The organism is Kitasatospora sp. NPDC096204 (assembly GCF_044763205.1).
Classification (GTDB): Bacteria; Actinomycetota; Actinomycetes; order Streptomycetales; family Streptomycetaceae; genus Kitasatospora.
Map to the genome: position 1 here is coordinate 189,247 of NZ_JBIWFT010000005.1, position 18,780 is coordinate 208,026.

The 18,780-nt window shown below is 75.6% G+C and carries 18 protein-coding genes; 12 read left to right on the forward strand and 6 right to left on the reverse strand.

Annotated features, from left to right (window positions below; genetic code table 11):
- Positions 1–4 precede the first annotated feature (4 nt).
- A complete protein-coding gene (locus ACIQ87_RS07870; RefSeq protein WP_402403129.1) occupies positions 5–1,024 on the reverse strand; it encodes a zinc-binding dehydrogenase in 1,020 nt (339 codons plus the stop codon).
- 59 nt (positions 1,025–1,083) lie between these two features.
- A complete protein-coding gene (locus ACIQ87_RS07875; protein ID WP_402403132.1) occupies positions 1,084–1,491 on the reverse strand; it encodes a hypothetical protein in 408 nt (135 codons plus the stop codon).
- Between the two features lie 109 nt (positions 1,492–1,600).
- Here ACIQ87_RS07875 and ACIQ87_RS07880 point away from each other — a divergent pair, with 109 nt between their 5' ends.
- A complete protein-coding gene (locus ACIQ87_RS07880; RefSeq protein WP_402403134.1) occupies positions 1,601–2,350 on the forward strand; it encodes a PIG-L deacetylase family protein in 750 nt (249 codons plus the stop codon).
- On the opposite strand, the gene ACIQ87_RS07885 is transcribed toward ACIQ87_RS07880, so the two are convergent.
- From ACIQ87_RS07885 to ACIQ87_RS07895, 3 genes are all read right to left on the reverse strand, one after another.
- Positions 2,343–3,044 (reverse strand): DedA family protein, encoded by a 702-nt coding sequence (locus tag ACIQ87_RS07885; RefSeq protein WP_402403137.1) that lies wholly within the window; start codon positions 3,042–3,044, stop codon positions 2,343–2,345. The genes ACIQ87_RS07880 and ACIQ87_RS07885 overlap by 8 nt on opposite strands.
- Before the next feature lie 44 nt (positions 3,045–3,088).
- The gene (locus ACIQ87_RS07890) at positions 3,089–3,283 is read right to left on the reverse strand and encodes a DUF1918 domain-containing protein (protein ID WP_402403140.1); all 195 of its coding nucleotides are present in this window, start codon (positions 3,281–3,283) and stop codon (positions 3,089–3,091) included.
- Between the two features lie 118 nt (positions 3,284–3,401).
- Complete coding sequence (locus ACIQ87_RS07895; protein WP_402403143.1) at positions 3,402–4,064, reverse strand: TetR family transcriptional regulator; 663 nt, start codon at positions 4,062–4,064, stop codon at positions 3,402–3,404.
- 376 nt (positions 4,065–4,440) lie between these two features.
- Between ACIQ87_RS07895 and ACIQ87_RS07900 the strand changes: the two genes are divergently transcribed.
- The 8 genes from ACIQ87_RS07900 (at position 4,441) to ACIQ87_RS07935 (ending at position 15,416) form a co-directional block, all read left to right on the forward strand.
- Entirely contained in the window at positions 4,441–5,340 is a 900-nt protein-coding gene (locus ACIQ87_RS07900; RefSeq protein WP_402403146.1) for a phytanoyl-CoA dioxygenase, read from the forward strand.
- 11 nt (positions 5,341–5,351) lie between these two features.
- The gene (locus tag ACIQ87_RS07905) at positions 5,352–5,921 is read left to right on the forward strand and encodes a DUF6309 family protein (RefSeq protein ID WP_402403148.1); all 570 of its coding nucleotides are present in this window, start codon (positions 5,352–5,354) and stop codon (positions 5,919–5,921) included.
- Positions 5,918–10,285 carry an AMP-binding protein gene (locus tag ACIQ87_RS07910; protein ID WP_402403151.1) on the forward strand — a complete coding sequence of 1,456 codons (4,368 nt, stop codon included), beginning with the start codon at positions 5,918–5,920 and terminating at the stop codon, positions 10,283–10,285. The genes ACIQ87_RS07905 and ACIQ87_RS07910 overlap by 4 nt, the downstream gene beginning before the upstream one ends.
- 11 nt (positions 10,286–10,296) lie before the next feature.
- Complete coding sequence (locus ACIQ87_RS07915) at positions 10,297–11,553, forward strand: aspartate aminotransferase family protein (RefSeq protein ID WP_402403372.1); 1,257 nt, start codon at positions 10,297–10,299, stop codon at positions 11,551–11,553.
- A gap of 12 nt (positions 11,554–11,565) precedes the next feature.
- Positions 11,566–12,429: a TauD/TfdA family dioxygenase gene (locus ACIQ87_RS07920; protein ID WP_402403154.1), complete on the forward strand. Its 864-nt coding sequence runs from the start codon at positions 11,566–11,568 to the stop codon at positions 12,427–12,429.
- Positions 12,417–13,211 (forward strand): SDR family oxidoreductase, encoded by a 795-nt coding sequence (locus ACIQ87_RS07925; RefSeq protein ID WP_402403157.1) that lies wholly within the window; start codon positions 12,417–12,419, stop codon positions 13,209–13,211. Before ACIQ87_RS07920 ends, ACIQ87_RS07925 begins: the two co-directional genes overlap by 13 nt.
- 3 nt (positions 13,212–13,214) lie before the next feature.
- A complete protein-coding gene (locus ACIQ87_RS07930; protein ID WP_402403160.1) occupies positions 13,215–13,961 on the forward strand; it encodes a class I SAM-dependent methyltransferase in 747 nt (248 codons plus the stop codon).
- Between the two features lie 225 nt (positions 13,962–14,186).
- Positions 14,187–15,416, forward strand: coding sequence for a glycosyltransferase 87 family protein (locus ACIQ87_RS07935; RefSeq protein ID WP_402403162.1), 1,230 nt, complete (start codon positions 14,187–14,189; stop codon positions 15,414–15,416).
- Here the strand turns inward: ACIQ87_RS07935 and ACIQ87_RS07940 are convergent.
- Positions 15,409–16,101, reverse strand: a complete 693-nt coding sequence (locus ACIQ87_RS07940) for a Tat pathway signal sequence domain protein (protein ID WP_402403165.1) — start codon at positions 16,099–16,101, stop codon at positions 15,409–15,411. The genes ACIQ87_RS07935 and ACIQ87_RS07940 overlap by 8 nt on opposite strands.
- 272 nt (positions 16,102–16,373) lie before the next feature.
- Between ACIQ87_RS07940 and ACIQ87_RS07945 the strand changes: the two genes are divergently transcribed.
- The 3 genes from ACIQ87_RS07945 to ACIQ87_RS07955 all read left to right on the forward strand — a co-directional run bounded on the left by ACIQ87_RS07945 (position 16,374) and on the right by ACIQ87_RS07955 (position 18,775).
- Positions 16,374–17,177, forward strand: a complete 804-nt coding sequence (locus tag ACIQ87_RS07945) for a methyltransferase domain-containing protein (protein ID WP_402403168.1) — start codon at positions 16,374–16,376, stop codon at positions 17,175–17,177.
- Positions 17,174–17,923: a maleylpyruvate isomerase family mycothiol-dependent enzyme gene (locus ACIQ87_RS07950; protein ID WP_402403171.1), complete on the forward strand. Its 750-nt coding sequence runs from the start codon at positions 17,174–17,176 to the stop codon at positions 17,921–17,923. The genes ACIQ87_RS07945 and ACIQ87_RS07950 overlap by 4 nt, the downstream gene beginning before the upstream one ends.
- A 246-nt stretch (positions 17,924–18,169) precedes the next feature.
- Positions 18,170–18,775 (forward strand): AAA family ATPase, encoded by a 606-nt coding sequence (locus ACIQ87_RS07955; RefSeq protein ID WP_402403174.1) that lies wholly within the window; start codon positions 18,170–18,172, stop codon positions 18,773–18,775.
- The last annotated feature ends 5 nt before the right edge of the window (positions 18,776–18,780 follow it).

Here is an 18,780-nt window from a genome sequence, read left to right on the forward strand (position 1 = left end):
GTGGTCAGAGTTCCACGACGGTGGTCCCGAAGGTGTTCCCGGTGAACAGTCCGGCCAACGCCTCGACGGCCCGGTCGATGCCCGCCACCGGGGTCCGGGGCAGGACGATCTCCCCGGCGCGCAGCCAGCCGGCCAGGCGCTCCCGCCACTCGGCCTCCAGGTCCGGGTGGTCCGGCACGGTGAAACCGCGCAGGCTCAGACCGAGGGTGACGACCCGGAACGCGTCGATCACGGTCGGCGCGTCGCCGCCCTGGCGCTCCGGTGCGAGCTGACCGGCCAGGGTGCCGACCAGGGCGAGGCGGGCGCCGCGCCGGGCCGCGGCCACGGCGGCGGTCAGCTGCTCGCCGCCGACCAGGTCCAGCACGACGTCGACGCCGTCCGGCGCGGCCCCGGCCAGCTGCTCGGCGAGCGGCCGCTCGCCGGGCACCAGCACGGCGTCGTAGCCGAGTTCGGCGGTCAGCCGCTCGGCCTTGGCGGGCGAGCGGGTGGTGCCGATCACCCGGGCGGCGCCGAGCAGCCTGGCGACCTGTCCGGCCACCGTGCCGACCGCGCCCGCCGCGCCGGTCACCAGCACCACGTCGCCCGGGCGCACCCCGGCGCAGCGGGTCAGCCCGCCGTAGCCGGCCGCGGCGGAGGAGACCAGGGCGAGCGGGTCCGGGAAGTCCGCCGGGACGGCGGTGAAACGCCCGGCCGGGGCGAGCGCGTGGTCCCGCCAGCCGTACAGGTGGGTGACCAGGTCGCCCGGGCGCAGCGGCCCGCCCCCGGGGGCGGCCAGCACCTCGCCGAGGGCGGGCCCGAACAGCGCGTCCCCGGGGGCGATGCCCGGCAGCGGAAGGCCGGAGCCCGCGCCGCCGATCAGTGTGCGCAGGGCGGGGAAGACCAGGAAGGCCCGGTTGCGGACCAGCACCTCCCCGGGGCCGGGCGCCGCCAGCGGCTCCTCGGCCACGGTGAAGTCCCCGGGGGCGGGCAGCCCCTCCGGCGCGGCGGTCAGCCGGACGACACGGGCGGTGGCGGGCAGGGCCATGGCGGCGCTCCTCGAAGCGGGGGAGGCGGCGGTCGGTGCCGCCGCGGGGTGCCCGGACGCTAACCCCTGACCCCTGCGTCAGAGGCAAGCCGGCCGGACAGCGCCGCGAGGAGGAGCAGCACCACGACCGGGTAGAGGACGGCCGGCGTGTTCTCGTGCCGCAGGCCGAGCGCGGCCAGGCCGAGCTGGACCACCGCGGCGCCGGCCAGGGCCAGCCGGCGGCGCCCGGTCCGCTCGCCCGCCATGCCCATCCGCGACACCGCCTTGACCGCCCACATGTTGAGCACGGCGGACACGCCCACCACGGACGCGATCAGCACGCCGAGCGGCATGTCCCATGTGTCGTGGCGCAACGAGAGGCCGCCGATCATCGGGGAGGCGATGAGGAACAGCATGACGGCGGCGACGGTCTCCAGGATGAGCAGGGCGAGCGCCGCGTGGACGAAGCCGAGCTGGTAGCGGGTCATGCCCCTTCGACGCCACCTGACGCGGGGTAAGTTCCCAGCCGGCTGCCGGATCATGGTCCACGGCCGGACCCCCGGACGACCGTGAGCCGCACCGAGAGGAACGAGCAGCATGAGCGAGCAGGCCCCCGAGCCCTTCGAGCCCTTCGAGCCCGTCGACGAGGACTGGCGGACGGCGCTGGCGATCGTCGCCCACCCCGACGACATGGAGTACGGCGGGGCCGCGGCCGTCGCCCGCTGGACCTCCCAGGGCAAGACGGTCGTCTACGCGATGGTCACCAGCGGCGAGGCGGGCATCGACGGGCTGGACCCGGCCGAGTGCGGCCCGCTGCGCGAGGCCGAGCAGCTCGCCTCGGCGCGCGTGGTCGGCGTCGAGACCGTGGAGTTCCTCGGCTACCCGGACGGCGTGGTCGAGTACGGGCTGCCGCTGCGCCGGGACATCGCCCGGCTGGTGCGCAGACACCGGCCGGACATCGTGATCACCAGCAACTTCCGGGACACCTACGGCGGGGTGTTCCTCAACCAGGCCGACCACATCGCGGTCGGGCGGGCCACCCTGGACGGGGTCCGGGACGCCGGGAACCGCTGGGTGTTCCGCGAGCTGCTGGCCGAGGGCCACGAACCGTGGAACGGCGTGCGGCAGATCTGGGCGGCGGCCTCGCCGGACGCCGGGCACGCGGTGGACACCACCGACACCTTCGACCGGGGCGTCGCCTCGTTGGAGGAGCACCGGGCGTACCTGGCCGGACTGAGCGGGGCGATGGCGGAGCCCCGGGAGTTCCTGGAGGGGGCCGGCCGGGGCGCCGGGACCCGGCTGGGGACGCGTTTCGCGGTGTCGTTCGAGGTGTTCCCGCTCAGCTAGGAGCCTCGGACCCGTCCTCGGAGCCGGCGTCCTCGGACCCGCCCGTGGGGCCGTCGGTGCCCGCGCGGCGCCGACGGCGGTAGCGCAGCACCTGCCGCAGCAGGAAGGCGGCGACCAGCACGCCGAGAGCGATCGCGAACCAGACCTGGTAGCGCAGCGCCGTGTGGTAGACGGTGCCGATGTGGGCCCCGGCGACGTAGCCGAAGGTGCCCCAGACGGCCGTCCACAGCGCCGCGCCGAGCAGGTTGAACGGCTGGAACCGGCGCCAGGGCATCTCCGTCGTCCCGGCGATGATCCCGTTGTACTGGCGCAGCCCGTCCACGAAGCGGGCGACGGTGACGACCTTGCCGCCGTGCCGGGCGAAGAAGCCGTCGGCGCGCTCCATCCGGGCCGGGGTGAGCAGCACGTAGCGGCCCCAGCGGTGGACGAAGGCGCGCCCGCCGGTGTGGCCGATCAGGTAGCCGAGGCTGTTGCCGAGCGCGGCGGCGCCGGCCGCGGTCAGCAGTACGGCGGCGAAGTCGAGGTGCCCGGCGCCGGCGTACACCGAGGCCAGCACGAGGATGGTCTGCCCGGGCACCGGGATGCCGCAGTTGTCCAGCAGCACGAGCAGCGCCACCGCGAGGTACCCGTAGTGGTCCAGCAGTGGCGCGAGCCCGGCGAGCGCCCCGGGCAGCGGGGTCGCGGGGGCGGACACCGCTCCTCACCACCTCGCGTCGGGCAAGGTGGCGGGGGCGTCGGTCAGCGTCCCGCCTGGCGCTGTTCGATGTTGCAGTCGGGGCCGGGGTAGATCAGGCCCTCGTGGCCGTCCTCGAAGCGGACCACGTACGGCGGCTGGCCGTCGGCGCCGCGGACTTCGACGATCTCGCCCTTCTGGTCCACCATGCCCACCGACCTGCTGTGGATGTGGAGCTGGTCACCTACCGCCGCGTGCATGGTCTGCTCCCTCGGGTCGTGTGCCGGCCGCCTGCGCGGCCTGTCCCGCTATCCACTGTGCTGCGGGGGCGGCGGGTGCGCAACGCCTCGGGCGGGCGGGGGCCGGTCGGGGCGGGCGTCAGCGGGCGGAGGGCTGTTGCGCGAGGTAGCCGCGGACCAGCCGCTTGCACTCGGCGATCAGCGCCGGATCGCCGTCCGGGGCCTCCCGGAAGGCCAGTTTGAGCACCGCGTCGGCGGCCTCCAGGGCCACCCGCAGGGTGAGCGTGGTGGCGGTCGGGTCTCCCGCGCGGAACAGCTCGCCGCCGAGCGACTGGAGCCGCAGGGCGACGGCGGTGTTGTTGTCGACGCCGGTGTCCAGCAGGTGCCGGTCGTCCAGGACGTCGGTGGGCACGGCCGGGACGGCCAGGCCGAAGTCCAGCTGGCCGAAGCCCGGCACCGCGCGCTTCATCGCCACGAACTCCTCCACCGCGAGGTCGGTGAAGACGGCCGGGCCGACCGGTGCGGCGGCGGCCAGCCGGGCGTCCAGGCGCTGGAGGTAGCGGTCGAGGTTGCGGGTGGCGAGCGCGGCCAGCAGGTCCTCCTTGCCGGCGAAGAACTGGTAGAGGGTGCCGATCGGCACCCGGGCGCGCTGGGCCACCTCCTTGGTGGTGAGCGCGGTCGCCCCGACCTCGTCCAGCAGTCCGGCGCAGGCGTCCAGGATGCGGCCGTACCGCTCCAGGCTGCGCTGCTGGACCGGGCGGCGCCTGACCGGTCCGGGGGCGGGGTTGGTCCTGTCGCTCATGACCTCACTGTGCCGCATCCGCTGTTGCGGCGGCGAATCACCGGGGCGCGAACGGCGCGGAGTTCCCCGTGGGACGGGAGCCGAGTAGTGGCCGGAGCTGAACGGCACGGTGGCGGGAAGGTGTCCACGAGTTGGTATCGGTCTTGTCGTGGACGCGAGGACAGGTTCATACTCCTGAGGCGGACTACCTTGCGTGATCAACGCATTCCTCTTCGTGGTGATCGCGATTCAGCTGTGGCGGCCGAGGCGCCTGTGACGGACGCTCCGCCGCCACCCGAGGTCTGGATGACGCCGTGTACCTCCACTGCCCGCGCCACGCCCCGTGGCGCCACGTCCCTGCGTGTGCCCCGCTGACCGGAAGGAGGGGATCGGTTCGGTGACACCGCCGCCCGGAGGGCGCGAGGCCCTCGACACCGAGCACCGCCGCCAGTTCCTGGAAGCCGGATACCTGGTCCTGCCCGGCCTGCTGCCGGAAGCGCTGCGCGAACGGCTCGCCCCCGAGGTCGACCGCTGGGTGGACGAGGGCCTGCGGGCCCGTTCGATCGCCGCCTGCGCCGACCCCTTACGGTACGGACCGCCGCCGCTGCTGGAACTGGAACTTCCCGCCCACGGTGAACTCCTCACCTTCCCACCGCTGTTGCTCACCCTGACCCGCCTGCTCGGGCCGGACTTCGTCTTCCACCACCTGCACAGCGACCGCCAGGACCCGGGGATCCCGGGCAAGGCCTGGCACCACGACTGCGAGCCCAACGACCGCGCCGACCCGTCGCTGCTGATGGTCCACACGCTGCACTACCTCGGCGGACTGGACGAGAAGGTCGGCAGCCTGGCCGTCCTGCCCGGCTCGCACCTGCGCACCGCGGACAAGTCCGCCCTCGCCCACCACGGCACCGCGGAACTGCCCGGCGAGGTGGTTCTCGACCGGCTGCCGCCCGGCTCGACGGTGCTGCTCAACTCGGCGCTGTTCCACACCCGTCGGCCGGCGCCCGAAGGGCCGGGCCGGCCCCGGTACTTCGTCGACGCCTCCTACTGCCAGGTGGGGGCGCGCTGGCGCCCGGTGAAGCCGTACTGGCGGCGGATGCTCGCCCGGGCCCGCGAACTGGACCTGGCCGACGGCCAGTGGCCGGAGCTGTTCGCGGAGCGGCACTTCACCGAGTACGGCGGCACGAGCCGCACCGGGCGTACCGGGCGCGCCGAGTACGCCGGCACCGGGCCGTCCGGTACCGAGTACGCCGGTACCGAGTTCGCCGGCACCGAGTACACCGGAACCGTCTGAGGAGCACTGCCGTGGAGATCGTCACCGCCGCCGCCTACCCCGAGGTCCACGACGCCTACCTGCGGGACCACCCGGTGGAGCGGGCCCACGAGGCGAACAGCAACATGTACGGCGAGGAGAACATCGAACGCGCCGACCGCGTCCGCGGCGGCTGGTGGCGGATCCGGCTCTCCCGGGCGGACGTCCTGGGCGTCGTGCTGCCCTGGCACCTCAGCGAGGGCGGGGAGCTCGAACTGGTGCCACGCTCCGGACTGACGGTGGCCGAGGCGGCCGAGCGGGTCCGCGCCGGCGGGGCGGCCTGGACCACCGCCAACCCGGTCTGCGCGGCGAAGCTCCGGCTGCTGCGCCGGGCCCCGTTCACGCCCCTCTTCCTCAGCACCTCCCCGGTCGACCACCCCGACTACGGGGACCTCGCGGTCCGGTCGGGTCTGATCCACCTCGACGGCCTGCACCGCATGCTGGCCTGGGAGTTGGCCGGACGGCTGCCCGAGCGGGCGCTGCTGGACGGCTACCTGGTCGGCGACCCGGCGGTGGTCGCCGAGCCCGCACGGGCGGGCCGGACGGGGGACGAGTCGGCGTGACCTCCGCGACGCAGCACGTCCGGTCCGCGTCCTCCGGCCACCCGGCCGACCCCGCCCGCTGTGCCCGCTCGCTGCCCGAGCTGCTCGCCCACCTCGCCCGGGCCCACCCCGACCGGACCGCCCTGACCGACGGCGTCCGCGGCTTCGACTACCGCACCGTCGACGCCGCGGCCGCCCGGATCGCCGACCGGCTGGCCGCCGCCGGCACCGGCCGGGGGGACCGGGTCGCCCTGGTCGGGCCCCGGGACGCTCGGATGCTGGTGCTGCTGTACGGGGTGCTGCGCTCGGGCGCGGCGGCCGTGCTGGCCGATCCGGACTGGTCGGCGGCGGACCTGGCCCGGCGGCTGGCCTCCGTCCGGGTGGCCCGGGTGCTCGCCACCGAGGGCGGGCTCGGCGGGGAGGTGGTGGACGTCGAGGCGCTGCCGGAGCTGCCGTCGGCGAGTGAGGCGCGGGCCGAGGTACGGGCCGAGGTGCGGGCCGAGGACCTCGCGTACCTCTCCTTCACCTCCGGATCGAGCGGCGAGCCCAAGGCGGTGGCCGTCACCCACGCCAACGCCGTGCACTACGCCCGGGCGCTGGCCGGGCGGCTCGACCTCACCGAGGCCGACGCGCCGTGCGCCGCGCACGTCACCACCCTGGCCGCCGACCTCGGCCACACCTCCTGGCTGCTCGCCCTGGCCACCGGCGGTTCGGTGCACCTCGTGCCGGACCGCGAGGTGCGCGACCCGGAGGCCTTCTGGGCCTCGCTGCGCCGGGCCGGGGTGGACGTGCTGAAGACCACCCCCTCGCACCTGACCGCCCTGCTGGAGGGCCGCCCGGCCGACTCCCCGCCGCTGCACACCGTGCTGCTCGGCGGCGAGGCGCTGCCCCGCGCGCTCGCCGCCGCCCTGCTCGACGGCGGCACCACCACGCGGCTGGTCAACCACTACGGCCCGACCGAGACCACCGTCGGCGCCACCTGCCTGCTCGTCACCTCCGCCCGCCAACTGCCCGCCGAGGAGCCGACCGTACCGATCGGCACCGCGATCGGCGAGGTGCTGCTGACCGTGGTGGACGGCACCGGCCGGGAGGCCCCGGACGGCACGGTGGGCGAACTGCTCGTCGGCGGCCGGGGCGTGACCGCCGGGTACTACGGCCGACCGGCCGAGACCGCCCGCGGCTTCGTCCGGCACGACGGCCGACTCGTCTACCGCACCGGTGACCTGTGCCGCCGGCGGGCCGACGGGACCCTGGTCTTCCTGGGGCGGGTGGACCGCCAGGTGAAGGTCCGCGGGTACCGGGTGGACCTCGCCGAGGTCGAGCGGGCCATGGACGGGTACCCCGGCGTCGTCCGCTCGGCGGCGCTGCTGCGGGAAACCTCGCTCGGCAATCAACTGATCGGCGTCGTACGGCTGTCGGACGCCCCGAACGGCTCGGACCGGCTGGCGGGGCTGCGGGCGTATCTGCGGGACCGGCTCCCCGGCTACTCCGTGCCGCAGCCGGTCCTGGTGCTGCCACGGTTCCCGGTCGGACCGAACGGCAAGCTCGACCGGCAGCGGCTGGCCGAGCTGGCGGCCGAACTGGTCGAGGCCCGGGCCGAGTCGGGCGCGGCCGGTGCGGGGGAGCCGGACGGCACCGCCGGGAACGCCCTGGCCGGGGAGATCGCGAGGTTCTGGGCGGGCGCCCTCGGCCTGCCCGCGGTCGGGCCGCGCGCCGACGTGCTCGGCCTCGGCGGCGACTCCATCCTCGCCATGCGCACCATCGCCTTCCTGCGGCGCTCAGGCCTGCGGGTCGCCTACGAGGACTTCTACCGGCACCCGACGGCGGAGGGCCTGGCGGCGGCCGCCGTCCCGGCCGCGCCGTCCGTCCCGGCCCGGCGCGGCTCCACCGACGGGCTCCGGCTCGCCCCGGCCCAGCGCTGGCTGTACGGGCAGCGGACGCCGCGGGACGTGCGGCACTGGAACCAGTCCGTGCTGCTGCGCTGTCGCACCGCCGTCGACCCGGCGGCGCTCTCGGCGGCCGTCGCGGCCGTCCTGGAGCGGCACCCGGCACTGCGCCGGCCGGTCACCCCGGACGGCTGCGGCGAACCGCGGGCGGCGGCCGACCTCGACCCGGTCTCCTTCTCCCGGATCCCGCGGGGCGCCGGGGAGATCGCCGACACCGTCGCCGGGGTCTGCACCGAACTCCACCGCAGCCTCGACCCGTCGGCCGGCCGGCTGCTGCGCGCCCACCTGTTCACCGGCCCTCCCGGCACCGACGACCGGCTCGCGCTGATCGCGCACCACCTGGTGGTCGACGGACTGTCCTGGCGGATCCTGCTGGACGACCTGGCGCACGCGTACCGGGCGGTGCTCGACCGGAAGCCGGTCGACCTGCCGCCGACGGCCGACTTCTACGCCTGGGCGGCGCTCGCCTCGCCCGATGCCCGGCAGACCGACGGCGTCGAGAGGCACACTGTCGCGGAAGCCCAGGAAGCTCAGGAGGCCGAGGCAGCAACGGAGTTCGAGGAACCCGGCACGCTCAGCTGGACACTCGGCCCGGACGCCACCGCCCGGCTGATCGCCCGGCACGGCGCCGGGGCCGGGCTGGAGGCCGTACTGCTGGCCGCCTTCGCGAAGGCCGTCACCGGCGACGACGGCCGCCCCCGGATCGCGGTGGAGGTCGAGACCCACGGCCGGGACGCGGTCGGCGACCCGGGTGAATTCCTGGACACCGTCGGCTGGTTCACCGCCGTCAAGCACGTCGAGCTGGACGCCGGGGCCACCCCGGACACCGTGGCACGGCGACTGCGCGAGGCACCCGTCCGGCCGATGGACGCGCCCGGCGAACGGCCCGCCGTCGGCTTCAACTTCCTCGGCACCTTCCGGCTGCCCGAGGAGCCCGCGCTGGACTGGACCGTCGCCGCCGAACAGGCCGGCACGGCCCGTTGCGCAGGCGGCGACCCGCTGTACGAACTGCGCCTCACCGCACGGGTGGTGGAGCAGCGGCTGGTCGCCGACCTGGTGTACGGCCGGCCCGGCCTGCCGCACCCCGCCGCCGAGCGGATCACCGGGCGCTTCGCCCGGGCCGTGGCGGCCGTGGCGCAGGCGCCGGACACCGCACCGCCCGTCCGGGCGGCGCTCTCCACCTCCGGCCAGCTGCTGCACCCCGGCGTGGCCCCGGTCGCCGCCCGGGCGACGGTGCGCGAACCCGCCCGGGTGCTGCTCACCGGCGCCACCGGCTACCTCGGCCGGCACCTGCTGGAGGCCTTCGTCCGGCGCGGTGCCGAGGTCACCTGCCTGGTGCGGGCCGAGGACGACGCCACGGCGCTGGAGCGGCTCGGAGCCGGAGCCGGAGCCGGAGTCAGGGCCGGAGTCGGAGCCGGGGGCGCCGTCCGGGCGCTCGCCGGGGACATCGACCGGGACGGCCTCGGGCTCTCCCCGGCCGGACGCGAACTCGCCCGGGGCGCCCACCTGGTGGTGCACGCGGCGGCGGACGTCCGGCTGGTGGCCTCGCCCGACGAGCTGGAGCGCACCAACCACCTCGCGGTGCGCCGGCTGCTCGACTGGGTCGGCGAGCACGCCCCGGACGCCCGGCTCCACCACGTCTCCACGCTCGCCGTCTCGGGCGGGGTGGACGGCCCGCCGCGCCGCTTCAGCGAGGCGGACCTGGAGATCGGCCAGCACTTCCGCACCCCGTACGAGCGGACCAAGTACCGGGCGGAGCAGGCCGTCCGGGCCTGGGCGGCGGGCGGGCACGCCGCCTACCTGCACCGCAGCGGCCACATCGCGGCGCACAGCCGGACCGGCGCGTTCCAGGCCAACGCCGGGGACAACCGGATCTACCAGCTGATCCGCGGCTACCTGCTGGCCGGCGCCGCGCCGAGCCGGCCGGACACCGCCTTCGCGTTCTCGTACGTGGACACGGTGGCCGCCGGGATCGCCGCGATCGCCCTCGACCGGTACGCCGCGCCCGGCGCGTACCACGTGGAGTCGCCGCACGCCGTCCCGCACGACGAACTGGTGGGGTGGCTGGCCGGGCACGGCCACGCCGTGCGGCTCACCGACGAGGAGGCCTTCGCGGCCGCCCTCGCCCGGGCCGAGCGCCGCCACCCGACGGCCGCCCGGGTGGCGGCCGCCTGGGCGGCGCAGGAGGAGCGCCGCGTCCTGGTGGACAGCGCGTACACCACGGCGGTGCTCGGCCGGCTGGGCGTGCGCTTCGCCGCTCCGACCCCGCGGTGGTGGTCGGCCGCGCTCACCTGGGCCGCCGAGGCCGGCTACCTGCCGCCCGTCGGTCCGACCCCGCCCACCCGTGACGAAACCCGTCACGAAACCCGTCACGACACCCGTCACGGCAGCCGTGACGACATCCGAGACGACATCCGTGAAGGAAGGACCAACCCGTGAAGGCAGGCCCCGTGTCCCGGCTCTCCCCAGTGCTCAAGCAGGCCACCCCGGTCGTCGCGGTCCGCGGCGAAGGACTCCACCTCTACGACGCCGACGGCCGCCGTCACCTCGACTTCACCTCCGGCGTGGGGGTGACCAGCACCGGCCACTGTCACCCGAAGGTGGTCGAGGCCGTCCGGGACCAGGCCGGCCGGCTGATCCACGGGCAGTACACCACCGTGCTGCACGACCGACTCCTCGCCCTCACCGAACGGTTGGGCGAGGTCCTGCCCGCCGGCCTGGACTCGCTGTTCTACGCCACCGCCGGCACCGAGGCGGTGGAGGCCGCGCTGCGGCTCGCCCGGCACGCCACCGGGCGGCAGAACGTGATCGTCTTCGAGGGCTCCTTCCACGGCCGCACCATGGGCGCGGCCTCGCTCACCACGGCCGGCACCCGCTTCCGGGCCGGCATCGGCCCGCTGATGCCAGGGGTCGCGGTGGCGCCCTTCCCGGCCGCCTTCCGGCTCGGACTGTCCGAGGAGGAGGCGGTGGCGCACGCCCTGCGCGGACTGGACGAGGTGCTCGCCACCGTCTCCGCGCCCGCCGAGACGGCCGCGATGTTCGTCGAGCCGGTGCTCGGCGAGGGCGGCTACGTCCCGGCGCCGCCCGGTTTCCTGGCCGGGCTGCGGGAGCGGGCCGACCGGCACGGGATCCTGCTGGTGGTGGACGAGGTGCAGACCGGCTTCGGCCGCACCGGCCGGTTCTGGGCCCATGAGCACGAGAGCGGGGTGCTCCCCGACGTCCTGATCACCGCCAAGGGCCTGGCCAGCGGCTTCCCGCTGTCCGCGATCGCCGCGCCCGCCGAGCTGATGGGGCGCGCCTGGCCGGGCTCGCAGGGCGGCACGTACGGCGGGAACCCGGTGGCCTGCGCCGCCGCCCTGGCGACCCTGGACGTGCTGCGCGAGGAGCGGCTGGTCGAGAACGCGGCCGAGCAGGGCGCCCGGCTGCTGGCCGGGCTGCGGGCGGTGGCCGCGGGGACGCCCGGGATCGCCGACGTCCGCGGGCTCGGGCTGATGGCCGCCAGCGAGTTCTGCCGCCCGGACGGCACCCCGGACCCGGACGCGGCCCGGCGCGCCCAGCAGGCCGCGGCCGAGCACGGCCTGCTGCTGTTGCTGTGCGGGATCCACCTGAACGTGGTCCGGATGATCCCGGCGCTGGTTGTCACGGCCGAACAGATCGACGAGGGCCTGGAGTTGTGGGCGAAGGCCGTCGCGGCCGGCGGCCGGTAGGAAGGAGAGGGCATGGATGCGGTGACCGAAATCGGCTGGAGCAGCCTGGAGTTGGACGCCCGGCGGGAGCTCTGGTCGCTCCCGCTGGGGGAGCGGGAGCGGCGGCTGATCTGGGCCGACGCGCGGGCCGGACGCTGGGGAGCGGCCGAGGAAGTACGCGGCAAGCTAAGGGAGTTCGTCCGGAGCGCCGCCGGCTCGGTGGGCGTCACCCATGTGAGCGGTCTGGTGGACCCGGCCCGCCCGGAGCAGGAGATCACCGAGGTGCTCTCCTTCCTGCTGCGGGACTTCGGCCGGATCGTCCCGCAGAACGGGCGCGGCGACCTCACCTCGGTGCTGCACGACCAGGACGGCGACGGCAACACCGAACTGGGCTTCCACTGCGACACCTGTGACCTGCTGGTCCTGCTCTGCCTGCGGCCCGCCTTCGACGGCGGCGGGCTGACCAAGCTGGCGAGCGCCCGGCACGTCCACGACCTGATCGAGCGGGAGCGCCCGGACGCGCTGACCACGCTCCGCGAGGACTGGACCTTCGACCGCAGCGGCCGGGCCGGTCCGCAGGTGGTGGTCACCCCGATCCTGTACGACCGCAAGGACGGGACGATCGGCTGCTACTACCAGACCCGTACGGTCCGTTCCTCCCCCGACCGCGGCGGGCCGGAGCTGACGGACCGTCAGTGGGAGGCGCTGGGCGTGCTGGACGAGGTGCTCTACCGGCCGGAGATCGCCTTCGGGCTGCCGATGGCCGCCGGGGACCTGCTGATCATCCGCAACAGCCGGGTGCTGCACGGGCGTTCGCCGTACGTCGACGAGCCCGGGCCGTACTCCCGGCGGATGCTGCGGATCTGGGTGAACGAGGGGGAGGAGTGGGCGCCGTGACGACCACGGGAGAGGGCGGCGGCGGGACCGCACCGCACGGACGGGTGGCGATCGTCACCGGCGGGGGCAGCGGGCTCGGCCGGGCCTCGGCGCTGGCCCTGCTGGCGGCCGGCTGGACGGTGGCCGTCGCCGGGCGCCGCAAGGACGCCCTGGAGGAGACCGCGGCCCTGGCCGGCCCCGGGGCCGACCGGGTGCTGCCCGTCCCGACCGACATCCGCAGCCCGGAGGAGGTCGCCCGGCTCTTCGACACCGTGCTCGACCGGTACGGCCGGCTGGACCTGCTGTTCAACAACGCGGGCGCCGCCGCCCCGCGCCGGCCGATCACCGAGACCCCGTTCGAGGACTGGAACCGGGTGCTGGACACCATCGTCACCGGCGGCTTCCTCTGCGCCCGTGAGGCCTTCCGGGTGATGAGCGCCCAGACCCCGCAGGGCGGGCGGATCATCAACAACGGCGCGCCCTCCGCCTACGTGCCGCGCCCCAACTCGATCGCGTACACCGCCGCCAAGCACGCCGTCCTCGGCCTCACCAAGGTGCTCGCCCTGGACGGCCGGCCGTACGGCATCTCCTGCGGGCAGATCGACGTCGGCAACGTCACCCCTGTGGACGGCGGCCCGCAGCCGGCCGCCATGCAGGCGGACCGCACCATGGCCGTCGAGGCGACCATCCCGGTGGACCGCTTCACCGAGGCCCTGGTGCTGATGGCCTCGCAGCCGCCGGACACCACCATCCAGTCCCTGGTGGTGCTGCCGACCACCATGCCGTTCGTCGGGAGGGGTTGAGCCGTGCTGGTCAGCGCGCGCTCCTTCGCGGAGTACCGGGCGATGTTCGCGCTCACCGAGCACGACCTGGAGCAGCGCATCCTGGACTGCCCGGCCGGCGCGGCGAGCTTCGTCGCCGAGGCCGGGCGGCGCGGCATCGACGCTGTCGCCGTCGACCGCCAGTACGCCGAGCACCGTGCGGAGCTGGGCCTGCTGGTGGAGCGGGAGACCGCCTTCAAGCGCGAGCTGCTGGCGAAGGAGACCGCGGGGTACGTGTGGTCCTGGTACGCCGACGCGGACGACATGATCCGCCAGTGGACCGCCAACGCCCGCGCCTTCGGCGCCGACATCGTGGCCCGCCCGGAGCGCTACGTGGCCGGCTCGCTGCCCGCACTCCCCTTCGCCGACGACTCCTTCGACCTGGCGCTCTGCTCGCACCTGCTGTTCTCGTACGGCAACCGGCTGGGCGGGGAGTTCCAGCGGGAGGGGCTGCTGGAACTCGCCCGGGTCGCGCGCCGGGAGGTCCGGGTCTTCCCGCTGGTGGTGTACGACACCGGAGCCCGCTACGAGGGGCTGGGGGCGCTGCGCGAGGAACTCGCGGAGCTCGGCGTCCCCAGCCGGGTGGAGCGGGTGGCCTACGAGTTCCAGCCGGGGGCCGACGAGATGCTGGTGCTCTCCACCGCGGGCCACCGGGCGCCGGCCCGGACCGCACCGGGCGCCGCGCAGGCCCCGGACCCGGTGCGGTGGCGGCACCGGGAGGCCGGGGCCTGAGCGGGCGGCGGGGCCGGACGGGCCCGGCCGGAGGCCCGCGGAAATCCGTTCCGGCCCGTTGTCATCCGTTTCCGGCGGGTGCTGCGTCCTGGTGGTATGAACCGCTGCCCAGTCCGACCGGAGACCGATCCGCGAGGCGACCGCCGGGACGCCGCGCCGGAACGGGGGACCCCGCCTCGCCGCCCGGCCGACCGGGTGGTGCCGGCTCTGGCCGCGGTGACGGCGGTGGCGTCCGCGCTCCTGCTCCGCGGCCTGCTGCTGGAGTACGAGTCGCCGGACTGGCACTACTTCCTCGGCCCCTGGTACGGGTACATCGAGGCGAAGGGCGGATTCCAGGCCCTCGGGGACATCGGCTTCTCGGACTACAACGTCCCCTACCTGTACCTGATGGCCGCGCTCGGCTACCTGCCGGTACCCGGGATGGCGGCGGTCAAGTGCGTGTCGATCCTCTTCGACCTGGCGCTGGCCTACTACACCCACCGCATCGTCTCGCTGTGCCGCCCGCACCGGCCCCGGCTGCCGTTCGCGGCGGCGGTGACCGTGCTGTTCCTGCCCACGGTCGTGACCAACAGCGGGTGGTGGTGCCAGGCCGACGCGATATTCACCGCCTTCCTGATCGGCGGCGTCCAGCACCTCCTGCGCGGCCGCCCCTGGTGGACCTGCTCGTTCTTCGGGATCGCCCTGGCGTTCAAGCTCCAGGCGGTCTTCCTGTTCCCGCTGCTGCTCGTCGTCGTCCTGTACCGGAGGATGCCCTGGCGGTGCCTGCTGGCCGTCCCGGCCGTGTACCTGGCGCTCGACGTGCCCGCCCTGCTGCTCGGCGCCGACCCGTGGCCGCTGCTGACGGTGTACGCCCGCCAGACCGGGACCTACCAGGACCTCACGCTCAACGCGCCGTCGGTCTACCAGTTCGTCTCGGTGCCGGCCGGCGCGGACGGCCCGGTGCGCAGGGCGGGCGTCCTGGTCGCGGGCGTGCTGGTGCTGGCGCTGGTCGCCCTGGCGGTCCGGGCCGTGCGACGCACCGACGGCGGGGCGGAGCCGGGGAGGCCCACGGAGGGGAGCGGGCGGGCGGGGCTCACCGGGACCAGGATCCTGCTGCTGGCCACCGTCTTCGCGATAGCGGTGCCGTTCCTGCTGCCGTCCATGCACGAGCGCTACTTCTACGTCGCGGACGTCCTCAGCGTGATCGTCGCCTTCCAACTGCCCCGGCAGCTCTGGTACCTGCCGGTCCTGGTCCAGCTCTCGTCCTTCGGCAGCTACCTCAAGTTCATCGCACCCGGCGTGGCGCCGTACCTGTCGATGCCGGCCCACGGCGCGCTGATGCTGCTGGCGCTGATCGCCGTACTGCGGGCCACCGCCCGGGAGCTCGGCGTGTCCCGGGCCTGGCGGCTGCCGGAGTGGGCGCCGCGGCAGCGCCGCCGCACCCACCCCAGCGGCCCTGCGGGCGAGGTCAGTTGACGACGACCGCCGGGCTTCCCGGCTGGCCGGAGTCGGTGACCGGGCCGTACGTCGCGGAGAAGTAGCCGTCGCCCGGACAGAGCGTCGAGCCGGCGCTCTTGGCGAAGTGCTCGGTGCGGAACGCCAGGCTGTGCGCGGTGTTGTCGGCGTTGCCGGTGAAGGCGCCGCTCAGCTGGTAGGAGCAGGTGATGGTGCCGAACCAGGTGTCGAGCACCGCGGTGGCCTGGATCGTTCCGGCGGACCCACCGGTCAGGGTGACCGGCAGGCCGGGCGCGTCGGAGACGGTGACCCCGTACGGCAGGTTGCCGACCGTCAGGCTGCGCACCGAGGTGACCCCGGTGACGTTCGCGGTGCACGAGCCGAAGGTCAGCCCGGTCAGCGACGCGGTCGCGCTGCCCGGCGCCGCCGGGTTGCTCAGCACCGAGGCCGAGAGCTGGGAGGTGGCGCAGGTGACGCCGGTGGTGCTGGTCGCGGTCGAGTAGAAGGTCGCCCTGGTGCCCGGGGCGAGCGGCGCGGAGAGCGCGTCGCCCACGGCGACGGCGGTGCCGCCCGCGCTCCCGGTGGTGAGCACCGGGCCGGCGGCGAGGGCCCCCGGCGACGCGGAGGCGGGGACGGTGGCCAGCGTGAGCGCGGCGGTCGCGCAGACGGCGGCGGCGGTGGCGGCAAGGTGGCGGCTGGAGCGCATGGGAAACCTCTTCCTCGGTGAGGGGCGAGAAGACGTCCTCTCGCGGGCTCCCGAGCGGTGGGGACCGGGGAGCGCGCGGCGTTTCCGGGTTCCATACGTTCCAGGCGTGACCGCGCGCCGTCAAGGCGGCGGGCGGAACTTACTGACTTTTCGTCAACAAGCGGTGCTGTCAAGGCTTTTGGCTGAAGGGGCGGCCGGCCGCCCCGGTGCCGGACCGGCGGCCGCCCCGAGCCGGCCGCCCGGCCGCCTCGCCCGCCTGCGAGAATTCCGGCATGGCTGAGCACGAGAGCGACCACGGCTACCTCCTGGACAACCGGCAGACGGAGGCGGGCATCCGCTTCGGAGCCCTCGCCGAACTGTTCGACCCGGTGACCTTCCGGCACGTCGACGCCCTCGGGATCGGCCCCGGCATGCGCTGCTGGGAGGTCGGCGCGGGCGGTCCCTCGGTGCCGCTCGGGCTCGCCGAACGCGTCGGCCCGACCGGCGCGGTGGTCGCCACCGACATCGACGTCTCCTGGACCGCCCCCGCCGCCGGCGGCGTGATCGAAGTGCTGCGGCACGACGTGGCGGCCGACCCGCCGCCGCCCGGCGGCTTCGACCTGGTGCACGCCCGGCTGGTCCTGGTGCACGTCGCCGACCGCGCCGAGGCCCTGCGCCGGATGGTGGGGGCGCTGCGCCCCGGTGGCCGGCTGCTGCTGGAGGACGCCGACCCGGCCCTGCAACCGCTGCTCTGCCCGGACGAGTCCGGCCCCGACGAGCGCCTCGCCAACCGCCTGCGGTCCGGCTTCCGCACCCTGATGGCCGGGCGCGGCGCCGACCTCGCGTACGGCCGGACGCTGCCCAGGGCGCTGCGCGAAGCGGGCCTGACCGACGTCCAGGCCGACGCGTACTTCCCGATCACCTCGCCGGCCTGCGCCGTCCTGGAGGAGGCGACCGTCCGGCAGATCCGCCGGCTGCTGGTGGCCGAAGGCCTCGCGACGGACGAGGAGATCGACCGCCACCTGGCCAACGTCGCCACCGGCCGGCTCGACCTGGCCACCGCCCCGATGATCTCCGCCTGGGCCCGCCGCCCGTGACGCCTCCCACCGGGCCCGGCGGGGCGGGAGCCGCGGCGCTGCTCGCAGAGGTGCGCGCCTCCGGCGCCCGAGTCCTGGCAACCACCGGCGCGCTGACCGACCGGCAGGCCCGCGAGCCCTCGGCGCTGCCCGGCTGGAGCCGTGCCCACGTCCTCACCCACCTCGCCCGCAGCGCCGACGCGTACCGCCGGTTGCTGACCGTGGCCGGGACCGGCGGCGAGCCGGGGCCGCGCGCCGACGCCGCCGCCCTGGACCGCGCCCCGCACGAGGGCGCCGGGCGTGGTGCGGCGGAGCTGGTCGCCGACCTGCGGGCCGGCCTGGACGGGATGTCCGCGGCGGCGCAGGCGATGCCCGCCGAACGGTGGTCGACGCCGGTGAAGGCTCTCGCGGGCTGGCGGCACCCGGCCTGGTTCACCCTGTACCGGGCGTGGCGGGAGCTCGAAACCCACCACGTCGACCTCGACCTCGGCTACTCGACCGCCGACTGGCCCACCGGGTACGTCACCTGGGCGCTCGACGGGACGGCGGCCACCCTGGCCGCCCACGGATTCCCGGTCGCCCGGTTGACGGCCACCGACCTCGGCCGCGAGTGGCCGTCGGCCGAGGCGGGCCCCACCGTCAGCGGCCCCGGCCACGCGCTGCTCGCCTGGCTGTCGGGCCGCGGCCCGGCGACGGCCCTGCGGGCGGACGGGCCGCTGCCCGTGCCACCGGCGTGGCCGCGGCCGCCGGTGCCGGGCTGGGGGTGACGGGGGCGAGTCCGGCGTCCGCGTGGTCGGCCGCCGGAGTCAGCCGGATGCGGGGGGCCGGCCCCGGGTGCGTCAACACCTGCTCCTGTAGCGGCGGTTCGGCCCCGTTCACCTCCGCCTCGGCCTGGTGTACCGGGGGAAAGGTCCACTGGAACGGCGGTCCCGGCGGCCTCCGCCGTCCGTCCGCCGTCCGCCGCTCGCGGGGGAGGTGGCGGGCAGCGGCCCTCCCGGGCAGACTCACCGGGCATGACGCGACGCCCGACCGTGCACCGACGCCCGCAGCTGCTCGTCGTGAGCGGCCCGCCCGGGGCGGGCAAGACCACGCTGGCGCACGCCCTGGCCGATGCGCTCGGCCGGCCGGCGGTCTGCCGGGACGAGATCAAGGAGCGGATGGCCGCCGCCCGGGAGGCGCCGGTCGAGGAGCTGGACCGGCGGACGCTGGCCGAGTTCTTCCGCACCCTCGGCGGACACCTGCGCGCCGGGACGGACGTGGTGGCGGAGGCGGCCTACCAGGACCGGCTGTGGCGTCCCGGCCTGGCTCCGCTCACCGAACTCGCCGAGCTGCGCGTCGTGCGCTGCGTCGTCGACCCGGAGTCCGCCCGCGAGCGGATCGCCCGTCGGGCCGCCGAGGCGCCCGGGCGGGCCGTCCACGCGGACGGCGAGCTGCTGGGCCGCATCGCGCGCGGCGAGCGGCCGATCGAGTCCTGGGTGCCGATCGCGCTGGACGCCCCCTGCCTGGCCGTGGACACCACCCGCGGCTGGGCCCCGCCCCTGGAACGGATCACGGCCTTCGCCACCGGCGCCGCCGAGGATCCGGCCACCCGGCCCCTTGGCCGCGGCCCGTCGGTCTAACCTCG